This window comes from Taibaiella koreensis (assembly GCF_003545715.1).
Lineage (GTDB): Bacteria > Bacteroidota > Bacteroidia > Chitinophagales > Chitinophagaceae > Taibaiella > Taibaiella koreensis.
The window spans coordinates 721,889-742,938 of sequence record NZ_QVNU01000001.1 but is presented as its reverse complement, the minus strand read 5'-3'; the positions used below and the strand labels follow the sequence as shown (position 1 = coordinate 742,938).

Below are 21,050 nucleotides of genomic sequence, written 5' to 3'. Positions count from 1 at the left end.
GCCGGCCAATTAAAATGCCCCGGCTGCAAGGGCGGCCGGGGCTGGTTGAATAAAGCTATCTTTATTCCTTCGATGGCTTATAATCGTAGAGGATCACATATTCCACCCGGCGGTTCTGCTTACGGCCTTCAAGTGTTTTATTATCGGCTACCGGATTTTTATCGCCGAGCCCCCAGGTAAAGATGCGGCCACTGTTCACCTGATTTTTGACCAGTACCGATTTGGCGCTTTCTGCCCGTTTTTTGGACAGGTCCAGGTTATAGCTTTCGGTCCCGGTTACATCGGTATAGCCGGTGATGAGCACACTGGTCTTATCGTATTTATTCAGAATGGTCGCCATCTTGGCCAGGATGGGTAAATATTCGGCATTCATATCGGCAGAATTCACATTAAAAAGTACTGCTTCAGGAAGCACTACCTTTACTTTCTCACCTTCCAGGGTTACCTCGGCTTCCGACATATCCCGTTTCAGGGTCTGGTACGTATCTTCAAGCTCGCTGTGCTGCCTGGCCAGCTTCTTTGTTTTGCTGCAGGAAGAAAAAGAAAGGGCCGCAGCCGCGATACAGATCAGGACAAGTGCGTTTCTCATTGATCAGATTTTTACTTTTCTTTAACTAATACCAAAAATCATGCCATTTCCATGACTAAAGCATTTCTTTAACCGGATCATGAAAAGGATATTATGTAAACATCAGGGCATGATAGAAAAATAATCTGCTACCGCCTCTAAAAAGCCACTAATTTCGCAGCCTCACCGCCACTTTGCATTCCATTTTATGAAACGTGCCTTTGCCCAGATCCATCTTGCCGTGCTGTTATGGGGATTTACCGGGGTGCTGGGAAAAGCGATCTCCCTTTCGGCCCCCGTACTGGTATGGTACCGGATGATCATTACCGCCGCTATTCTTGCACTCATAGTAACCCAACGGAAAGAGTGGGTACGGTTTACTCGTCCTGATCTACGCCGTGTTATCGGGATCGGCATTATGTATGCCGTGCACTGGGTGGCCTTTTACGCTTCCATTAAATATGCCAATGCTTCCATCGCCATGGTATGCCTGGCTACCGCAAGCGTATTCACCGCCCTGCTGGACCCCTTATTGAACAAAGGTAATTTTAACCGGGTCGAAATACTGCTTAGTTTTATGGCGGTGGCCGGCGTTTATTGTATTTATGCCCTGCAGCCCAAGCAGCAGGATGCCGCTCATCCCATGGCCAACTTTGAGCTGGGCGTACTATTGGGCGTTATCGCCTCCATTATCAGCGCTATCTTTACGGTATTGAACAAGCCTCTTGCCGAGAAATATCCTCCCCGCACACTGGTATTTCATGAAATGAGCACCGGTCTCCTTTTCCTTTGCTTGCTGGCGCCCGTTTATATCTTAAACCAACCCACCGAAGTCCTGCTGCCCCAGGGATGGGATTACCTGTGGATCTTCCTGCTCAGCTATTGCTGCACGGTATGGGGACAGTCGTTGGCTATGAGCGCGCTGAAACACCTTTCGGCTTTCACCATAACGCTTTCGGTCAATCTCGAGCCTGTATATGGTATTATGCTTGCCTTTCTCATCTTTAAGGAAAACAACCAGCTGGGTTTGGGCTTTTACCTGGGTATGGGGCTCATTTTCACGTCGCTCATGCTACAGGTGGCGCTGCTGGTGCGCAAGAGCCGCCGGCGTCCCGTTGATCCGGCATAATCCCGATCAGGGTAAAACATGCATCACACCGGCCCTTCGTTCAGGCTGCTGCGCATCCCCACTGCCGCTATCCAAAGCAAAAGAGCCTGCCGGGGAGACAGACTCTTTACATTTAACCGAAATAAACCGTTGAGGGCGCAACCAATTTACGTTTTCATGGCTATTGGGCGTCTTATTAACCGGTATGAGTTAGGGCTAAGGGCTCCGGTGTAATAAGTGGGTTATAGGGGCTTAATTACGGTTCAAGGCATAGGGGCTGGTAGGGGTGGTTCTTGAAGGGTTATAGAGGGTGGTTCGTGATTTATTTTTTTCAGGAATATCGGGATTGGTTCGTTTTGATAAGGCAAAGGTAGTGTGGCATATGGCCGCAGACAAAGGATATGACCGGAATCTGCATGGGGAAAATTCCCCTTTTTATTTTGGGTAAAATTCCCTTGCGCTAACTCCACATCAAAAATTTATTTTTGTACTTTCTAAACTGATAAAACAATATTCCAATGGCGCTAACCTCCTCTCAAGCTGCCCAGGTACTGGCCCTGCTCGCCGGCCAGGTGGACCCTTCCGTTTTCCAGACGGTAAAGAATATCCTGGATCTGCAGCTCCAGGCTAACAATAATTTGCCGGATGGCGAATCGTATACCAATATCAAAGAGTATTGCCTGCGTCTTCGCGACAAGCTCATTGCTTCGGGAAAAGGCATTGTAGCCGATGACCCCAAAGACGAGATGCTGATGGTGTATATGGACCGCGATAAGGTAAGAAGGCTGTTCAATTCCGTACCCCAGGATGGCTATATGGCCGCTTTCCCCGGCATACACACTTCGCCCAATGGCAAAGACCAGCTGACCATTTCGCTACTGGCCGCCGACAAAGACCTGAACATTCTTCCCGGCCACATTTCCGGCAACATCTACGGTGAACAATCCTGGGGCAACCGCACGATGATGTGCGACCTGGACACCCTACTCCGTTAATCCCAAGCCACAACACCGTGACACAACTATGGTACCTTTATATTTTCCTCATCGGCTGCAACCTGGCCGCGGGGTTCCTGCGCTGGCGCCTGTTGAGCCCGCCCATGAAAGCGCTGTGCCTGCTGCTCTGCTGGGGCTTCACCATCGAGCTTTTCCGGCAGTATACCGATAAGGCTACAGCTGGCGTGCTTACGCACCTCAATCTTAACGTAGAGCTACTGTTCCAGTTTGCCTATTATTACCTGCTGCTGGACAAGAAAAAAAGGGGCTTTCTTTATGCCGGCCTTACGGTATTTGGCACGGCGCTTTTCGTCACCTGGCAGGTCAATCCCAATTTTTTCAGGGAACGCAATTACCTCGACGGCGTTTATCTGGGCGTATGTATGACGTTGTGGTGCGGCCTGTTTTTTTACGAGCTCATCCAAAAACCGCTTCAGTATAGCCTCAAATCTGATGGTAACTTCTGGGCCAATTGCGGCAATATTCTTTTTTATCCCGGCACCATGCTGCTTTTCGGTCTGGGTAATTATATGGAGCATATTAACTCTGAGCTGTGGCAAAGTTTGAAATCGATCAACTATGCCTTAAATTTGACCCTTTACGCCCTATACCTCGTCGCCTTTTGCAGGGACCGGAAGCAAGCCATTCCGATCAGTCCACGCTTATATATCGGCGCCTGAAAGGGGCATTTCCCGTAGCATAAACAGCGCCATCGTGTCACAGCAAGCCAGTGATATCCTCATAACCATACTGGGCGGGTCAGCCATCCTGCTATTCCTCGGCTTTACGCTGATCTTTCTTATTATCGTTTACCGCAAAAAGCAGCAGGAATTTTCCCAGCAAAAGACCCTACTGGAGGAAAATTTCAAAAAGGAATTGATGCAGGCCCAGCTGGAGACCCAGGAGCAAACGTTCCACAGCCTTTCCCAGGAATTGCACGATAATATAGGCCAGGTACTTAGCCTCGCCAAGCTCAACATGTCGGTGATCGAGCTCAACAGCAAGGGCCCCTCCGACGAAAGCATCTCGCAGACCAAAAGCCTCCTCAATACAGCCATTAATGATCTGCGCGATATTTCCAAGACGCTTAATACCGATTATGTAAAGGAAAAAGACCTGGCCGAATCCATAGAAAGGGAACTGGGCATGCTGCGCAGGACCCGGAAGTTCGAAGCGCAGATGTCGGTAAAAGGCAATCCATTTTTCCTGGCGCCCGAACGGCGCCTCATCCTCTACCGCATCGTCCAGGAAAGCCTCAACAATATTGTAAAGCATGCCGGCGCCACATGCATCAGCGTTACGCTGGACTACGGCGCCGAAGCATTGACCATCACTATTACCGACAACGGACATGGCTTCGATACCACGCTTACGCCCAAGGGTGTAGGCCTCCTCAACATCAGCCATCGGGCTGCCATGATCGAGAGTACGGTTACGATCAACAGCGCGATCGCATCGGGCACTTCTGTTTCCATCAAAGTAGATCGCCTGAACAATGGGCGTTCTTAAAACCATTAACTTATTTTATGATCTCAGTAGCACTGGTAGACGACCATAAATTGTTGCGTAGCGGATTAAGCAATTTCATCAAGACCGATCCCGGTTTCCAGGTTCTGTTTGAAGCGGATAACGGACTGGACCTCCAGGAAAAAATTAAATCGGGAAAGGTGCCTGATGTGATCCTCATGGATATCAATATGCCCCTGATGGATGGCTATGAGGCCACCCGCTGGCTACATACGCATCAGCCTAAGGTAAAGGTGATTGCCCTATCGATGTACGATGGAGAGGAGTGCATCATCCGCATGCTGCGCAGCGGCGCCAGGGGCTACCTGCTTAAAGATGCAGAACCCGCCGAGCTTACCCGCGCCATACAGGAAACACACCAGAACGGGTTTTACTATACCCCTATGGTAACCCGGCACATCGCCTCGCTGATCAATGATACCGAAAGTGATAAGAAAGCTACGCCCGGACTTACAGAAAGGGAGATGGAGTTGCTGCAATACATGGCCAGCGAACTCACCTATAAGGAGATCGCCGACAAAATGTTCCTGAGCCCCAAGACCATCGAAGGACACCGCGAAAAGATGTGCGATAAACTACAGCTCAAGACCCGCGTAGGATTGGTGATGTATGCGATCAAGAACGGCATTGTGAAGGTGTGACCTTTCCTTCGCGTTTGGTTAGCCATTTCGGACCCACCGGACTGCTTGTAAATAAATGAAGAGGCTGTCTCCTATGTTTGCCTTGTCAAATGTAAGAGACAGCCTCTTTGCTGCTAGAGACATTAGCCCTTGTCCGGCATACCTAATGACCGGGGCATTTGCAAAGCGATACGGCTGAACAAGCTACCGCAGCAGAAGCACAGCCTGGGCCCACCACACAGGAAACCTGCGAGGGATTCATCGTACCACACATGGTTCCGCCCTGTGCGGTAGCTACAGGCTCTACACAGCCGGCATGGCAGGATATCGGTGCAGTAATGGGTTGGATACATTCGGGACCAGCTGTAAGATCGCCACCAGTAACTTGTTTCAGGTTGCAGATCACGTGCTTGCCAAGTAGCAGTTTTTTAGACAGCACCGGATTCTTTTTTTTCATAGTAAAGATGATTTTTTAAGTGGAGAATGGAATCAATAAATAACAGCAAAAGAACAATTAGGTATACGGAACGGAAGGCCATCGACCCACAGGACAACCCTGGAGCGTGTAATTCATTGCTATCCGAGCTAGCGGGCACACTATAGGGGAACCTGACTTCTCTTCCGCAATACATCCCTTACACGGTAGCAGTGCTTCCGGGCAACGAATATACCGACCATTGGAATCAAACAGCCGTATAACGCAATCAAGGACATTGCAGCGATTGATAAGGCAGATCAACGCCACCCTGTACCCAAGCCAGGTGGTTTAAGCCCGCAATAATTGCTCGCTCGGCCACCAGTTCCTGTTGATAGCAAGACCTTTCTTTTTCTTATGAGCGCCTTAAAAAAATCACTAAAAATTAGTGGGAACGCACCCGGCAATCGTCATGACGGCGATGTCACATTTGTATAGAGGAAGTCGTCTTGCCTTAACCCTTAGTTACTTACCCCTTTTCCTTACAAGCGGTATTATTTTGTTGATAAGCGGATAAATGCTTCCGACTTTCGTTATCAGAATCCTTTTGAACACCGCTGACAGGGTTTTGAACCCTGGCAGAACTGATGGCTAAAGTCGTGCCGGACGGGCAGCAAACCTTCCCCATTTAAGACAACATAACATATAGTAGCCGCGTAGGCATACTGTTGTAAAGTATACGATCTGAGCATCGTTCCTTATCTTTACGACAGACCTCACATCTTGCTATGAAAAAATATCTACCCGCCTGCCTGCTCCTGCTGGCCGCTCCCGCTATGGCGCAGCAGGCCGACACAACCCTTATCTCAGCTGAAGACAGCGCGTATCTTACGCTTCCAGTCCACAAGGCAGTAAAGGAGCTGCCGCCGCAAATCACCTTGCTATCTGCCGGCGAAATCACAGGTGTGCTCGACGGGCTGGTTACCGGTGTCCAGCAGGCCGGCCGTACCGGTCAGCCCGGTTCTGCACCATCACTGCTGATCCGCGGCCTTGGCTCCCTGTCGGAAAACGCTGCGCCCTTGGTATTGCTCAACAACATGCCCTATACCGGCGACATCACCTTGCTGAATACCAATGATATTGCATCGATAACTGTTTTAAAAGACGCTGCTGAAACAGCCGAATACGGTAGCAGGGGCGCAAATGGTGTGATACAGATCGTGACCCGAAAACGCTGCGACAATAGCGGCAGCCACCTTACGCTCAATGCCCGCTCGGGGATCATTACTTCCGGTGTGAGGGAATATAAAAAGCTGGACCCAAAAGCGTACTACGAGACCGTTTATGATTTGACCAAGGGAATCGTACCACCGGATCAGATCGTTGACCAGGTGCTTGGTGGCTACAATGCCTATAACGTGCCCAATGACCAGCTATTTACCACCGACGGAAAGGTAAACCCTAATGCCAGCCTACGATACCATGACAGCTGGCAAAAACAAACCCGACGCCTGGGCAGCAAGCAGGATTATCAACTTGCTTTTTCCAACGAGGGCAAGCTGGGAATCTTATACGTTTCCTCTGGTTATTTGAAGGAAAACGGGCTGATCAAAAGCACCGGCTTCGAGCGCTGGACAGGCATGGTCAATGGTATACTCCGGCCCAAGCCCTGGCTTAGGGCGGGTATCAACGCCAATGGCGCCATCGGTAGCCAACATAGCATTGTACCGGGCGATTCGTATCTCAACCCCATATATGCGGCCCGTATGATGCCTTCTATATACCCGGTATATGTTTACGATGCAGCCGGCAACAGGGAAACTGATCCGCTGACCGGCGACCGCTACGATTGGGGCGCCGACCGCCGGCCTTTTGCAAACAGCAATGCTGCAGGCGCCCAACTGCTGGATGCCTGGCGCAACCGCTCGTCGAGCTGGGTGCTCAACCCTTATATTTCAGCAACGGTTTTAAAACAGTTCACCTTAGAAGCCGTGTTCCAATATGATGTTGAAAGCGACAAGACGCTGCAAGATCAAAATCCATATTTCGGCAGAGCCGCTGCCTTGGGCGGCTTTATCGTACGAAGCGACCTGAAGCAACAGGCTTACAACTTCCATACTTCCCTGGGCTGGGACCGTTACCTGGGCCAGCATTACCTGCAACTGAAAACAGGTTACGAATACTACCGGCAGACAAGGGATTTTGATTCCAGCTTTGCTGCCGGCTCCGATCCTCTTTTCCGCGGGCAATCTTATTTTTTCCAGGAGCATAAGCTGTCCGGTGTTTATATCAAAGGCAATTACGAGTTCAAGGAAAAATACCTGCTTTCAGCTGTGTTCCGTCGCGACCAGACCACCAATCTTTTTCCAGGGGCCCGTGACCGCAACTACTGGTCGGTAGGCGCTGCTTACCGGATCGATAAGGAAAACTTCATGAAGAACAGCTGGCTCCGGGGGCTGAAGCTGCACGCCAGCTATGGCCTGCAAGGCAATGCCGGCCTCGACCAGCCAATACCTTTCATTGTTTTCTCCCCCTTATCCAGTCGTACCTTCCGGCAGGCGAATGCCGGAATCAGCCTGATGACCTATTCAAACCGTTTTAGTGTCGATCTCGATGCCTATTCCAGACAGTCGACTGCCGACCCGGTGTTCATGCCATTGAACAATAAAGGGCTGGAATTGGCAGCGACCGCCTCAATACTCCGGAACGTATCTTTTAATTGGGAAGTACACCTGACAGCGACACATAACCGAAACAGCATTGCCAAAATGCCGCCCAATACGCCACAGACGATCGATAACTTTTACAGAGCTGTACAAGGTCAATCGGCATACGATTTCTACCTGCCGCAATACGCGGGTGTGGATCCTGTATCGGGGCGACCATTGTATTACAAAAACGCAGCTGCGGGCGGCCAGACCCCTACCCCCGACTACATTTCATTGGTGGGTGTCGACGACTGGCGTGGCGAGGGTTCCGCCTTCCCTTACCTTTATGGTGGCCTGAGTAATAATTTCCGTTACAAGCAATTCGAACTGTACCTGCAGCTCAACTACAGCCTGGGCGGCAAATGTTACGATATAGGCTATGCCGAATTGATGGGCGATGGCATTAATGGGTATAGCTGGTCGACAGATATCCTGGACCGCTGGACGCCCGATCATCCTTCGGCTACGATTCCGGGTATCAGACCGGATGATCTGTTTATCAATGCACCGAGCGACCGTTTTATCCGTAGCGCTTCCTATCTCAGTATCCGGCAGGTATACCTGGCTTATCAATTCGAAACAAAAACGCTGAAGAAAGCACATTTAAAATCGCTTACGCTTTACCTCAGCGGCGAGAACCTGTGGCTGTTCTCAGCTGTCCGCGGCATGAATCCCCAGGCCTCCTTTGCCGGCGTAGATAATTACACCTATCCTATTGTACGTACCGTTATGTTCGGCGTCAAGGCCGGGCTATAGCTTCCTTTGCACAGAACAAGCAGATAAGCTTTCCATAAAACAAAGCGCCTCCCTATGAGGGAAACGCTTTGCTCTTTATCAGATTTTAACTATCGGACTTAATTGCCCCAGCAGCCGCCGCCGGCGTTTGAAATTACGGTACCACAGTCGCCTATTTTGATGCTTTGGCAGGCTACATTACCCGTTGCATGACAATCGCCCGGGATTTTTGAGAATGCAAAATTGCACATATTGACCGGCTGGGTTGCCTGAGTAGCATCGCAGGTCGGCGTGCGTGTTTGAGCGCATACACCACAGGGAGTAGTGGCATCGGAGAGCGCACCACCCAGCAGCTGCTCCTTACCCTGGCCGGTCAGTTCAGCGATTGTATTCTTTTTCAGGATAAGCTTGCGGGACAATGCCAATTGCTTTTTTTTCATAGAAATTGAATTTCAGATAAACGCCCTTCTCTTACCGCTGTAGGGCAAATATTCAGCGTAGGCCTGAAACAAAGATAATAACAAAAAACATAAAAAATGTATTAATAGAGAAAAATATTTTCTATGTCATTACAATTATATCACAAACTACTGACAAACAGACAATAAAATGACTAATACAGGCGTGTCAACCTCATCAAAAGACAACATATTATATGCTTTATTTGCAAACAGCGTAATTACGGTAAGGTGACCGTGAGAGATGGTTACCCGATTCACGACAAGTCCCACAAGATCCTGAACGGGAATTACATGGCCCTGATCGCGTCTCTGCAGTGCAATGGTGTTCAAAGAGTACCACTATACCCATAAAAAAACGCCCCATTTACAGGGGCGCATTTCATTATTTGTTCAAATATCGCTATTTCTTCTTCGCCGCTGCCTTCCGGGGCGTCGCTTTTTTTGCCGCGGCCTTCTTTACCGTTGTCTTTTTCAGAGCAGTTGATTTCTTAGCTGCTGCTTTTTTGGTAGCTGCTTTCTTGGTCTTCTTTTCAAAAGCAGTGGGGTCTATCTCCTCAATCATCTTTTTCACTTCTTCCAGTGAAATACCGGTAAGGTCTTCGGCGGTATATTTTTCGCCATCGGCCTTACGGCCCAGCTTCAGCATCTGCTTGCCGAAGCGGATAAAGGGACCCCAGCGACCATTTTCGATCATGATCTTTTCTTCGGGCCATTGCTGTATGTAGCGGTTGGCCTCTTTATCCAGCTTTTTGCTCACCAGCTCGTCGATATCGCTCTGTTTCAGGTTGTCGAAGTCGTATGCCCGGGGCACGTTGATAAACAGGTCTTCCCATTTAATAAAGGGACCGAAACGGCCTTTACCCTTACTCACAGGTTTGCCTTCGTAGTAACCGATAGGCGCATCGGCTTCCTGCTTTTCCCTGATAATGGCCAGGGCGCGTTCCATATCGACAGTGAGCGGATCTTCACCACGTGGGATAGAAATAAACTGCTCGCCCCATTTTACATAGGGCCCGAAACGGCCTGCCCCCACGCTTACTTCCTTGTCCTCATGATCGCCCAGTGTAAAGGGCAACTTGAACAGGTCCAGCGCTTCTTCCAGCGTAATGGTCTCAATGCTTTGGTTGGATTTTACGGTGGCAAAGCGCGGCTTTTCTTCATCTTCCACACTGCCAATCTGCACCATAGGGCCAAAGCGTCCCAGGCGCGCTACAACGGGCTTGCCGCTTTCAGGATCGGTTCCCAATACTCTTTCGCCTTTGGCCCGTTCCGCATTTTCCATCGTATCTTCCACTGTTTTGTGGAAAGGATTATAGAAGTTGCCGATCATCTGGTTCCAGAGCTTCTTGCCTGCCGCGATCTGATCAAATTCATTCTCAATATTGGCGGTAAAGCCATAGTCCATCACCTGGGTAAAATGCTCGTTCAAAAAGTCCGTAACGACCATACCCAGGTCTGTGGGGAATAGCTTGCCTTTTTCGGCGCCGGTATTTTCCTGGGCTTTCTGCTCTGTAATGTGATTGTCCTTCAGCATGAGGATGTGGTAATCGCGCTGTACGCCTTCCTTATCGCGTTTTTCCACGTACCCGCGCTGCTGCACCGTGCTGATGGTAGGCGCATAAGTAGACGGGCGGCCAATCCCCAGCTCCTCCAGCTTTTTTACCAGCGAGGCCTCCGTATAACGCGGGGCAGGCCGGCTGAAGCGTTCCGTAGCCTTCAGCGTTACGAGCGGCAATTGCTGGCCCACAGTGAGTGGCGGCAACATGCCATCATTCTCTTCTTCATCTTCATCGTCCTTGCCTTCGATATATACTTTAAGGAATCCGTCGAACTTCAATACTTCACCGGTAGCGGTCAGCTGATCGGGCATGGTAGAGATACCGATCTTCGCTGTGGTCTTTTCCAGCCGGGCATCGGCCATTTGCGAGGCTACTGTACGCTTCCATATCAGGTCGTACAGCTTTTGTCCTTCCGCATCGCCTATACTGCTCACGCGCATCTCTGTGGGTCTTATGGCCTCGTGCGCTTCCTGTGCCGATTGGTTCTTGGTCTGGTATTGCCGGCGCTGATGGTAGTCATTGCCATATTGGCTCACAATGGTTGCTTCAGCATTTTCAAGTGCCGTTTCGGAGAGGTTCACCGAATCGGTACGCATATAAGTGATATGACCATTTTCGTAGAGCTGCTGTGCCAGGCGCATGGTACGTGATACAGAGTAGCCCAGTTTGCGGCTGGCTTCCTGCTGCAGGGTAGATGTGGTGAAAGGTGCTGCCGGCGAGCGTTTACCGGGCCTCACCTGCACATCATCCACTTTAAAGGTAGCGTTCACGCATTTGTCGAGAAAAGCCCTGGCGCCCTCGCTGGCTTCAAACCGGCGCCCTTCGGCCTTAAAGTGCACATTGCGGCCGCTGATATCTTTTGCTTCAAAAGTACCTTCGGTACGGTAGCTGCTTTCGGTTTTAAAATTGTTGATCTCGCGTTCCCGCTCGGTGATCAGTTTCACCGCTACCGATTGTACACGGCCGGCCGAAAGGCCGCGACCGCTAAGCTTACGCCACAGCACCGGCGATATTTCAAATCCGACCAGGCGGTCCAGCACGCGACGGGCCTGCTGGGCATTCACCAGGTTCATATCGACAAGCCTGGGCTGTGCCACTGCTTTTTGTATAGCCGGTTTGGTAATCTCGTGGAAGACAATGCGCTTGGTAGTTGCCGGGTTCAATCCCAGCACCTCGCACAGGTGCCAACTGATCGATTCTCCTTCCCGGTCCTCATCTGTTGCGAGCCATACCTCACCGGCATTTTTCGCTTTCGACCGCAGCTCTGCTACTACTTTCTTCTTATCATCCGAAATAATATAGTTGGGCAGGAACCCATTATCGACATCGATACCCATCCCCTCCTTCTCCAGATCCCTGATATGCCCGAAGCTTGATTTGACCTCAAAGTCTTTCCCCAGTATCTTTTCGATGGTCTTTGCCTTGGCAGGCGACTCCACTATTAAAAGGTTTTTAGCCATTTTGTACTCATCGGGGCCTGTAAAGCGGACCCTGTATTTTATCTTTTTACAAAACTTTTTCCCTCCCGGCAAATCATCTTTTTTTTACCAGGAGCGCTGCAAGATTACGTTTTTATTTGGAAAAATGTTTTATCGCGGAAAAATATCATTTGTTCCGGAATACTTCCACGATCTTCCGGAAAGGGACAAACCCGCAGAGCAGCATAGCCAGGCCGGCAGCCAGGCCAATGCCTGCAAGATGAGTAATAAGGCTAGCAGGCACGAGCAACATTGCCTTTACCGATACACCGATCAATATAATAAATAACAGGTATCGGAGCAACCAGCGACCATCTGTTTGGAGCCGGATGATCTTTTGTGATAATACAATATTGGTCACCGCAACAAAATACATCGTAATACAGCAGGTGACAGCCGCGCCCAATGCCCCATAGTGTGGCATAAGCACAAGATTGGACCCCAGGTTAATGATCACTGCCACCGAGGCTACACCGATCAATGGCTTCAGGTTACCGTTGGCAGTAAGCAGCGTTGCATATACGTAGTTGATGCAGAAGGCAGGGAAGGCAAACATCAGTACGGTGAATAAGCGACCTTCATACGCCCCGGCCATTCCTTTCATCTGCAGCATCATGATCTCCCGCCCCAGGAACAAAGCGGTTACCAGCGCTGTAATGGCCACAGGTACGATAAGATCGACGCTGAGCCGCACCAGCTGCTGCACCGGTTCCCTGCGTGCCAGCATACTACCGAACATCGGCAGCAGCATACCGGCAAAAAGAACGCCGGTCACATTATTAGCTACATCCAGCAGGCGATAGGCGGCAGCGTATACGCCGGCCTCGTGGGTGCCATTGGTCAGCAGGCGTTCCATCAACGACATGTCGGAACGCATATAGATCGCCATCAGGAAAACCAGGACGGCATAAGGTACGCTGCTGCGGCAAATTACCCATACCTTAAGCAGGTCGTAGTGCTTCCAGTCGATGCGATCGAAGCGGGCGCAAATAATAAAGCCCGCCAGCGATGTAATGGCATAGGAAACGATCTGGGCGTAGATAAACCACTCGATGCGGAAATGAGCGGCGAAGGTATCGCGGAACAGCAGCACCGAACAAATGAGGATCATAACCAGACGGTCCAGCACTGAGAGTAAGCCGTCGGTCTTGAACCGGTGCAGCGCCGATACATTGCTCCGCAAGTAAAGCACCAGTGAGTTAAGCACCTGCACCAGCCCGAGAATCATGAGCAGGTAAAAGGCCTGCCCCCTGTACCCCAGCGCAACGCCCAGCACAGCGATCAAGGTCATATAAAAGGCAGACAGGATGCCTTTGGCCACCAGGATGTTGGGGAATAAGGTACGCAGGGTATGGGGCGCCTGCGCTACGGCCCGGTTATTGTAGCTCTGCAGACCGAAATCGAGCAACACCTGGAAAATAACGCTGAAGTTGAGCAGGGCCTGGTATTGACCATATGCATCGTGTCCTACCGCCAGCTGCACATTGCGATCGATACCGAAAATCCACAGAGGCTTTACGATAAGATTGACCAGGATAAGGAAAAAGATATTTTGGACGAAGAAACGGCGCAAGCAGCTCGGAATTAGCGATGGTATAAAGGTACAATATTAAGAAACCGCGCTGTATTGCGCGGTTTCTTAATGTTTTATTTCTTCAGTGCTAATAGCGAGAAATCGGTATCGACCTTTCGTATTGTATTGCTGAGCTTGCCCATGCCCTCTATCTCCATCTCTACTATATCTCCCGGCTGCAGCCATTGTTCGGGATAGCCGGGATCGTTGAGCTTGCCGGTGCCATTCAACTCCAGGAAGCAGCCGGTACCTACCGTACCGCTACCGATCACATCGCCGGGCAGTATATCGGCGCCATAAGCGCATCGCTCCAGTATTTCGGCAAAGGTCCAGTCCATGTCGCCCATATTACCCTCGCTTACCTTTACACCGTTCACAGTGCAAGTCATCTTAAGGTTAAAGCTGGCCCCGGTATGGTTATCCTTGGCGGGAATGCGGAAGGCTTCCAGCTCGTCGGGCGTTACCATCCAGGGACCGATCACGGTGGAAAAGTCTTTCCCTTTGGCCGGGCCCAGGTTCAGCAGCATCTCCTCCATTTGCAGGCGGCGCGCGCTCATATCGTTCATAATGCAATAGCCGGCAATATAGCTGTCGGCCTCTGCAGCCTTGATGTTACGCCCTTTTTTACCAACGATTATCGCTGCTTCCAACTCAAAATCCAGCTTCTCGAAGTGGTCGGGCATGCAATCGATATCGCCAGGGCCCTGTATGGCATTATGATTGGTAAAATAGAAGATCGGATACTGGTCAAACTCAGGTATCATATCTACCTTACGGTTACGGCGCGCTGCAGCCACGTGCTGCCTGAAGGCATAGCCGTCGCGGCAGGAAGTAGGCCGTGGCAAAGGCGCCAGCACTTCTACACTGCCGAATTCACGGGAATTGACAGTCAGGCTTCCGTTCTTGATATTGGCCTCTACTTCGCGTGCGACAGGAGAAAGTCGCTCCCAGTCTTCCAGTAGGGAGCTCATCGTTTTGGGCAGCCGGGCATCGGCCTCATCCATATTGTACAGGTCGCCGTTGATATAAAAGGCTACCTGTTCCCAATTGTTGTGCTTGTACGTTACGAGTTTCATATCGGGGAATAAGTTTCGCTATTTGGATTTAGAATTAAACAATAGGCTATTGCTTCGCCTCCTGCAAGGATTGCATATAGGCTTTAGATTTATATTGCGGATTGTTTTTACCTGTAGGCAAATTGATACCCAGGCTCAGGATGAGCTCATAGGTGCCAAACGATTGTTTTGCGGTTCCTTCGTAGATCTTAAGATTGCTGTAACGGGCATAGTCTACCTTTTGCGCCAGCTCCAGGTATACGTATTTCATACCGGTCACGCGCAGCGCGGTTTCCACGCCCATATTCCAACCTCCGAACTGGAAACCGGGATCGTTGTCCTTACCGAAAAAAGAATTCTCCACATGCGGGATCACGGGCCCCACGCCGGCCTTGGCCAGCAGGTCGACCTTGAACTTCTTGTCGTCGGTATGGTACACCTGGAAGCGCTTCACCAGATTGAATAACAGAAAATTGGCGCCGTTGTTCAGGTAATAGTAAAAACCGTTGGCGCCGGAATAATCGATATGCCGGTCGGTCTGCTCACCGTTCACCTTACCTTTCAGGTGTGCCTGCTGCCCATCGGTGATGATGTATTTGGTATGATCGAAATTGATCTCGATGGCAAAGTCCTGTTTTTCGTTGAAGAAATAGCCCAGCCGGTAATTGTATTGCGGCACCGTAAGCGCCGTATGGAAAAAATCTTCATCCCAGCCCCGGCGATCGTGCGCCTTCACACCTACCAGTTGGTAGTCGTTGTTGAGCGAAGGCTGGTTGACATGAACGGTAGAGCCGGTATACCATTCGGTATTATATCCCCAGCTGAAGTAAAGACTGCCGTTACCGACAAAGCCAAGATAGCTTTTCTTTTTGTCCTGGGCCTGCAGCTGCAATGCCAGACCGGTAAATAGCAAGCATAAGAAAGAGCGGTTGATGATGCGCTTGTGCATGAGTTACACGTGATTAAAACGCCGCAAAGGTAAATATTATCCGGTTCCGGCAATCACCGGCCCATCCATTAACATACCTTATATTACACCAAAGGCTTTTATCCGGGAAACAGGAATATTTTGGACATACGAGACACCCGATTGCTTGGGGTGCCCTTGCCAGATGTGTAGAGACGTAGCATGCCGTAATGGTAAATGTGTAAATGTGTAGAGACGTAGCATGCAGTATGGCAAATGTGTAAATGTGTAGAGACGTAGCATGCTACGTCTCTACACATTTACAGCAACAAAAACATTCGATTTATTTCCGCATCAGCCATTTACCGGCTTCTTTCAGACTGATCTTTTTACCATACATCAGAATGCCGGTACGATAGATCTTACCCGCCATCCAGGTGGTGGCAAAAAAGCCGCCTACAAGGCATAGCATCGATGCGATAAGCTGCTCGGGATGGTCGGCTGCCACGCCGAATGGTAACCGGGCCATCATCACGATAGGCGATGTAAGCGGGAAAATGCTGCCGAAGATAGCGATACCGCTGTTGGGATTACCAATGGCCGAAGACATCATCACAAAACCCAGGATAATAGGTATTGTAATGGGCAAGGTGTACTGGCCCGACTCCTGCGGGTCTTCGTTTACCAGGCTGCCCACCGCAGCAAACAGGGCCGCATACAGGAAATAACCGCCCAGGAAATAGAAGAGGAAGCATATTGCGATCAGCCACCAGTTGGTGCCCTGCAACGCGTGCAATATCTGCATCATCTTGGCGCTGTCCGTGGCCTGGCTAGCCGCCTCGTTCATGGACGCCGGGTCCACTTGCATAGCCATGCCGCCGGTCATCATAGGGATACCTATGGCCGCGAACAGGCCGAACAATACGATCCAGATCAGCACCTGAGTAAGACCGACCAGGGCCACGCCTATGATCTTGCCCAGCATCAATTGGAAGGGCCGTACCGAGCTCACGATGATCTCCGCGATACGGTTGGTCTTTTCCTCCATCACACTTCGCATTACGCTCATACCATAAAACAACATGAACATATACAGCAGGAAGCCGCAGGCGTAGCCGATGATCATGGCCGTTGCATTGCTCGATTCCTTGCCATCCTGGATATTGGTCACCTTAAGGCTAATGCTCTCTGCCTCGATCACTTTCAATTGCTCACTGCTGATGCCCGCCGCTTTCATACGCTCGTTGCGCACTATATCGTTCAAATCGTCGGTGATACGAGCCTCTGTAGTAATGCCGATTTGTTCGTTGTACAGCAGCTGAAAATTCAAGTCCTTATCGATACCCGGGATATAGAGCAAGGCATCATACTTTTTCTTATCCAGGTTATGCTTCAGCGAATCCAGTGTTCCATGCATAAACACATAATGTACATGCTTGGAAGCTTTCAGATTTTTTTCAAACACTCCCCCACTATTGTCAAGCACAGCGATCTTTTTGTCGCCGGTGGAGCCGCCCACAGCAATAAGACCGGTGAGCGCCGCCAACCCGATGAACAGGAAAGGGATCAGCAGGGTAAGCACAATGAAAGAGCGTTTCCTGACACGGGTCAGATACTCTCTTTTGATAATGATCAAAGTTTTATTCATAGATCAAAAATTTTTTGGTTAAAATATGGTCGGGAATGGCGTACGCTTATACTTCCTGGAAAGCCCGCGCAGCTGCAGTACCCTGCACCAGGCGAATGAAGATATCGTTGAGGGAAGGGAGTATTTCTGAAAAGGCGCCGACCATATAGCCCTGCCCGATAAAATACTGCAATACACCGTTGGCACTTTCGCCTTCTTTCAGGTGAAAAACGAGCGTGTTGTCCTGTTGCTTCATTACTTCGATGCCCTCTGGTAAGGCAGTGGGTGCCCGCTCGAGCGTAATGCTGAAAACGTTTTCTTTAAAATCCTGCCGCACCTGCTTTACGGTACCATCCAGTATCTTTTTACCCTGGTTCACGAGAATGATATGATCGCATATCTCTTCGACCTGTTCCATACGATGCGTGCTGAAAATAACGGTAGTGCCTTCTTTCGCCAGGCGGAAGATCTCATCTTTCAGCACATTGGCATTAACGGGGTCCAGACCACTGAAGGGCTCATCCAGGATCAGTAGCTTCGGGTTATGGATCACGGTAGTGACAAATTGCAGCTTCTGGCTCATACCCTTACTAAGGTCTTCCACCTTTTTATCCCACCAGCTATTCATATCCAGACGGGCAAACCAATCTTTACTGCGCTTTTCGGCTTCTGCACGGCTCAGCCCGCGCAGCTGGGCCAGGTACAGGGCCTGCTCCCCGATCTTCATTTTTTTGTAAAGCCCTCTTTCTTCAGGCATATACCCCATTTCGCCCACATGCTTCAGCATGTCGAAAGCCTCTCCGTTGAACAGGACCTGCCCCGAGTCGGGATAAAAGATACCCGTGACCATGCGCAGCAAGGTGCTTTTGCCGGCGCCGTTGGGCCCCAGCAGTCCAAATATGCTCCCCTGGGCGATATCGAAGCTGATATCGTCTACAGCCTTTTGCGTAGCATAGTACTTTTTTAGATTTTTTACAGAAAGCAGCATAATTGGTTTACCTCCTTTGTTGATGAAAAATGTTCTCGTTATTGGCTTATTGTGTACGTTGGTAAAAGTAGCGGATACACGGGCAAAAGAGCCGGCCCTTTCGACAAACTAGTGCTTTTTTAAGACCAATGTACGCGAATCGTCTTCCGCGACATTGAAATGCACTTCGAGATAATGTTGCGGCAGCAGACCGGGCGCACGTTCGGCCCATTCGATAAAGCACCAGGAATCTGCTGTCGACAGCATATCCTCAATACCGGCCTGTATCGCCTCTTCTTCATCGCGCAGCCGGTACCAGTCGGAATGATAGATAAGGCGGTCATGGCCTTCGGCATCCTTGAAATGATACTCGTTGATGAGCGAAAAGGTAGGGCTGCTCACCACATCGACCACGCCCAGCAAAGCGCACAGCGCCCTGGTAAAGGTGGTCTTACCCGCGCCCAGGCCGCCATTGAAGGTGATCACACGATATTGATGCGCATATTGCCAGAATTGATCCGCAGCGGCTTGTATATTGGATAAAGTGTAGGAAATTTGCATAACCGGTGCAAATTAGCAAAATTTACACCGCCCATACCGGCTATATCGGCTATGCAAACACACAACCTCGAACGGACCCTGGCTGCCAAGCGCATTAGTCCCACGGCCATGCGGCTGCGGGTGCTGGAATACCTTGTGGCCCGGGAAGCTGCCGTAAGCCTGGCCGACGTGGAAAAAGGCCTGTCGCATACCGATCGCATTACCGTATACCGTACTTTAAAAACCTTCGAGGAGCATCACCTGGTACACAGCATAGAAGACGGTACCGGTGCTACCAAATATGCGTTGTGTGCCGAGGAGTGCCGGCCGGACACGCCACATCACGACCTGCATATCCATTTTCACTGCCGTCAATGTGACGAAACGACTTGCCTGCCCAGCACGGTGCTACCGGCGTTACAGCTGCCGGAGGCCTATACTGCCGAAGAGATGAGCCTTACGGTACAAGGCATTTGCAACAAATGCAATCATCATTAGCCTGGCATTGTATTAGCCTACCTGAAAACCGGTATTTGTCAACTTTTAAACTTAAGGGAAAGGAGGCATCCTTATTTTTGCCGGTATGAAAAAGTTGTTGTTACTTTTCCTGCTGTTACCTGTCTTTTGTCAAGCCAGAGAAATAAGCTTCTCTATGGGCGGCGGATTGGCTCTTGCCGGACTATCGGGCAATGGCTACGCTTCCAACCTTTTTGCCGCACCTTCGGGTATGTTCTCTGCTGCGATCAGCTTCGGGGCCCTGAAAGCAGGTGTACGGGCCGATCTCTTCCAGGTTAAGAGCGAGCTGACCACCATAGATGTCACGGGCCAGGAGTACAAGGATCGCTTCGCCTATTACGATCCGGCGTTTTCCTTTTCGGCTTTTATCGCGAAAGTATTTCATCATAGGGCCCTGGATGTTTCCATCGGCGTCCATGCAGGTATGGTTACCGGTGTCAACAAGGCGGTGCTGCTCGGCCAGAGCAGCCATCCCGGCTTCAGCGCAGGTATAGATGCCGGTGTCACACATTATTTCAACCACCATATCGGCGTGTTTGGCAACCTCTCGCCCCGTTATATTTTCAATACTACCGACGCCCTGGCTTTTCCGTTGAATCTCGGGGTTTCTTTTAGGCTATAAACGACCCGCCACCGGGAAAAAGCCTGCTTTGCGACTTTTAATAAAGGTCGCAAAGCAGGCTTTATTTTTTACTTCCAGGTAAAAACCAGTCGCAATTATGCGCTCCATCACATAAAACATGTTAATTTTAACTATTTATTTACTCGGAGAATAGCGTCAACCGGGAAAAACATACCAATTTACAGAAATGTATAAAATAGTAGTAGGAATGCCGCTACATTTGAAAGCGAAACATTACATTTGTTTATCTTGTTTAATGCGCATTCTACAGGAATGGAGGCACTGAAAATCCATGAAAAGAGTAAGACCATTATTAAACACCCTAAACTATTTTTCTGCATGAAAAAAAAGCATCTGCAACTCCAGCAACTGAAGCTGAACAAGGAAACCGTGCTGAACATGTCGTCTGTTAAAGGCGGTGCACCCATTAACGATACGGGTAGCATCATTGCCCAGACCGCCGACTGTGCCAGGACAATGCAGCGGACCTGTGTTGATACACAAGGTACCGTAATGCCTTGCTGTCCCGGTTGCCGCTCCGGCGCCAACAATACCGTGGTAAAGCAATTCTGCACCATTATCGAACAGACTATGGACTGCACCCTGATTCCGGTCGATCCGCCGCAGGCCTAAGCCTTGAGTAAAAAACAACACATTTCATTTCAACCAAACGAAAACCCCCAAAATGAGTTTTTTATGAAAAAGAAACATCTGCAACTGAAACAATTAAAGCTTGCAAAAGACACCGTAATGAATATGTCAGCCGTTAAAGGCGGCGCTCAGATACCTGTAGGCGGCACCGGCACCATTGTTGCCCAAACAGCTAACTGCCCCAAGAGTGTAGGACTGAACTGCGATACTCAGGGTACGGTTATGCCCTGCTGTCCCGCCTGCCTCTCCGGCGCAAACAATACCGTAGCCCAGAAATACTGCACTGTGATCGCACAGACGGTAGACTGTCATCTGGAACCTGCGCAGCCCGGAGACTTCACTCCTATCGGCTAAGCAATAACGATTACCGGAGCCTGATCGCATACCGTATCAGGCTCCTTTTTTATCTGCTGCCGGA

At 50.1% G+C, this 21,050-nt stretch carries 20 protein-coding genes; 10 read left to right on the top strand and 10 right to left on the bottom strand.

All coding sequences use genetic code 11. The features are described 5' to 3' along the window. Positions 1 to 61 precede the first annotated feature (61 nt). The gene (locus DZK30_RS03330) at positions 62 to 589 is read right to left on the bottom strand and encodes an OmpA family protein (protein ID WP_118972647.1); all 528 of its coding nucleotides are present in this window, start codon (positions 587 to 589) and stop codon (positions 62 to 64) included. 187 nt (positions 590 to 776) lie between these two features. Between DZK30_RS03330 and DZK30_RS03325 the strand changes: the two genes are divergently transcribed. The 5 genes from DZK30_RS03325 (at position 777) to DZK30_RS03305 (ending at position 4,839) form a co-directional block, all read left to right on the top strand. Next, a complete protein-coding gene (locus DZK30_RS03325) occupies positions 777 to 1,697 on the top strand; it encodes a DMT family transporter (RefSeq protein ID WP_118972646.1) in 921 nt (306 codons plus the stop codon). Positions 1,698 to 2,194: 497 nt separating this feature from the next. After that, positions 2,195 to 2,671 (top strand): hypothetical protein, encoded by a 477-nt coding sequence (locus DZK30_RS03320; RefSeq protein ID WP_118972645.1) that lies wholly within the window; start codon positions 2,195 to 2,197, stop codon positions 2,669 to 2,671. A 17-nt stretch (positions 2,672 to 2,688) separates the two neighbouring features. Continuing rightward, positions 2,689 to 3,351, top strand: coding sequence for a hypothetical protein (locus DZK30_RS03315; protein WP_118972644.1), 663 nt, complete (start codon positions 2,689 to 2,691; stop codon positions 3,349 to 3,351). Between the two features lie 34 nt (positions 3,352 to 3,385). Next, positions 3,386 to 4,180, top strand: a complete 795-nt coding sequence (locus DZK30_RS03310) for a sensor histidine kinase (RefSeq protein ID WP_118972643.1) — start codon at positions 3,386 to 3,388, stop codon at positions 4,178 to 4,180. A gap of 17 nt (positions 4,181 to 4,197) precedes the next feature. Continuing rightward, on the top strand, positions 4,198 to 4,839 hold the full coding sequence (locus DZK30_RS03305; protein WP_118972642.1) for a response regulator transcription factor: 642 nt from the start codon (positions 4,198 to 4,200) through the stop codon (positions 4,837 to 4,839). Positions 4,840 to 4,981: 142 nt separating this feature from the next. Here DZK30_RS03305 and DZK30_RS03300 read toward each other — a convergent pair whose 3' ends face one another. Further along, positions 4,982 to 5,275 carry a hypothetical protein gene (locus DZK30_RS03300; protein WP_118972641.1) on the bottom strand — a complete coding sequence of 98 codons (294 nt, stop codon included), beginning with the start codon at positions 5,273 to 5,275 and terminating at the stop codon, positions 4,982 to 4,984. A 746-nt stretch (positions 5,276 to 6,021) separates the two neighbouring features. Between DZK30_RS03300 and DZK30_RS03295 the strand changes: the two genes are divergently transcribed. After that, positions 6,022 to 8,697 (top strand): TonB-dependent receptor plug domain-containing protein, encoded by a 2,676-nt coding sequence (locus DZK30_RS03295; RefSeq protein ID WP_118972640.1) that lies wholly within the window; start codon positions 6,022 to 6,024, stop codon positions 8,695 to 8,697. A 98-nt stretch (positions 8,698 to 8,795) separates the two neighbouring features. On the opposite strand, the gene DZK30_RS03290 is transcribed toward DZK30_RS03295, so the two are convergent. The 8 genes from DZK30_RS03290 to tsaE all read right to left on the bottom strand — a co-directional run bounded on the left by DZK30_RS03290 (position 8,796) and on the right by tsaE (position 18,864). Continuing rightward, the gene (locus DZK30_RS03290; protein ID WP_118972639.1) at positions 8,796 to 9,116 is read right to left on the bottom strand and encodes a class I lanthipeptide; all 321 of its coding nucleotides are present in this window, start codon (positions 9,114 to 9,116) and stop codon (positions 8,796 to 8,798) included. A 421-nt stretch (positions 9,117 to 9,537) separates the two neighbouring features. Beyond that, positions 9,538 to 12,156, bottom strand: coding sequence for a type I DNA topoisomerase (topA, locus tag DZK30_RS03285; RefSeq protein ID WP_118972638.1), 2,619 nt, complete (start codon positions 12,154 to 12,156; stop codon positions 9,538 to 9,540). Between the two features lie 145 nt (positions 12,157 to 12,301). Continuing rightward, positions 12,302 to 13,747 carry an MATE family efflux transporter gene (locus DZK30_RS03280; protein ID WP_118972637.1) on the bottom strand — a complete coding sequence of 482 codons (1,446 nt, stop codon included), beginning with the start codon at positions 13,745 to 13,747 and terminating at the stop codon, positions 12,302 to 12,304. 74 nt (positions 13,748 to 13,821) lie between these two features. Beyond that, the gene (locus tag DZK30_RS03275; RefSeq protein ID WP_118972636.1) at positions 13,822 to 14,823 is read right to left on the bottom strand and encodes a fumarylacetoacetate hydrolase family protein; all 1,002 of its coding nucleotides are present in this window, start codon (positions 14,821 to 14,823) and stop codon (positions 13,822 to 13,824) included. Between the two features lie 46 nt (positions 14,824 to 14,869). Then, complete coding sequence (locus DZK30_RS03270; protein ID WP_118972635.1) at positions 14,870 to 15,751, bottom strand: hypothetical protein; 882 nt, start codon at positions 15,749 to 15,751, stop codon at positions 14,870 to 14,872. 301 nt (positions 15,752 to 16,052) lie between these two features. Next, positions 16,053 to 17,357: an ABC transporter permease gene (locus DZK30_RS03265; protein WP_118972634.1), complete on the bottom strand. Its 1,305-nt coding sequence runs from the start codon at positions 17,355 to 17,357 to the stop codon at positions 16,053 to 16,055. A gap of 46 nt (positions 17,358 to 17,403) precedes the next feature. After that, on the bottom strand, positions 17,404 to 18,324 hold the full coding sequence (locus DZK30_RS03260; protein ID WP_240432847.1) for an ABC transporter ATP-binding protein: 921 nt from the start codon (positions 18,322 to 18,324) through the stop codon (positions 17,404 to 17,406). A gap of 108 nt (positions 18,325 to 18,432) precedes the next feature. After that, positions 18,433 to 18,864, bottom strand: a complete 432-nt coding sequence (gene tsaE / locus DZK30_RS03255; RefSeq protein ID WP_205529348.1) for a tRNA (adenosine(37)-N6)-threonylcarbamoyltransferase complex ATPase subunit type 1 TsaE — start codon at positions 18,862 to 18,864, stop codon at positions 18,433 to 18,435. A gap of 51 nt (positions 18,865 to 18,915) precedes the next feature. Between tsaE and DZK30_RS03250 the strand changes: the two genes are divergently transcribed. The 4 genes from DZK30_RS03250 to DZK30_RS03235 all read left to right on the top strand — a co-directional run bounded on the left by DZK30_RS03250 (position 18,916) and on the right by DZK30_RS03235 (position 20,986). Then, a complete protein-coding gene (locus tag DZK30_RS03250; RefSeq protein WP_118972633.1) occupies positions 18,916 to 19,341 on the top strand; it encodes a Fur family transcriptional regulator in 426 nt (141 codons plus the stop codon). 85 nt (positions 19,342 to 19,426) lie between these two features. After that, positions 19,427 to 19,981, top strand: coding sequence for a hypothetical protein (locus tag DZK30_RS03245; protein WP_162902803.1), 555 nt, complete (start codon positions 19,427 to 19,429; stop codon positions 19,979 to 19,981). Positions 19,982 to 20,320: 339 nt separating this feature from the next. Further along, positions 20,321 to 20,614 carry a hypothetical protein gene (locus DZK30_RS03240; RefSeq protein WP_162902802.1) on the top strand — a complete coding sequence of 98 codons (294 nt, stop codon included), beginning with the start codon at positions 20,321 to 20,323 and terminating at the stop codon, positions 20,612 to 20,614. A 63-nt stretch (positions 20,615 to 20,677) separates the two neighbouring features. Then, positions 20,678 to 20,986, top strand: a complete 309-nt coding sequence (locus DZK30_RS03235; protein ID WP_118972630.1) for a hypothetical protein — start codon at positions 20,678 to 20,680, stop codon at positions 20,984 to 20,986. Positions 20,987 to 21,050 lie beyond the last annotated feature (64 nt).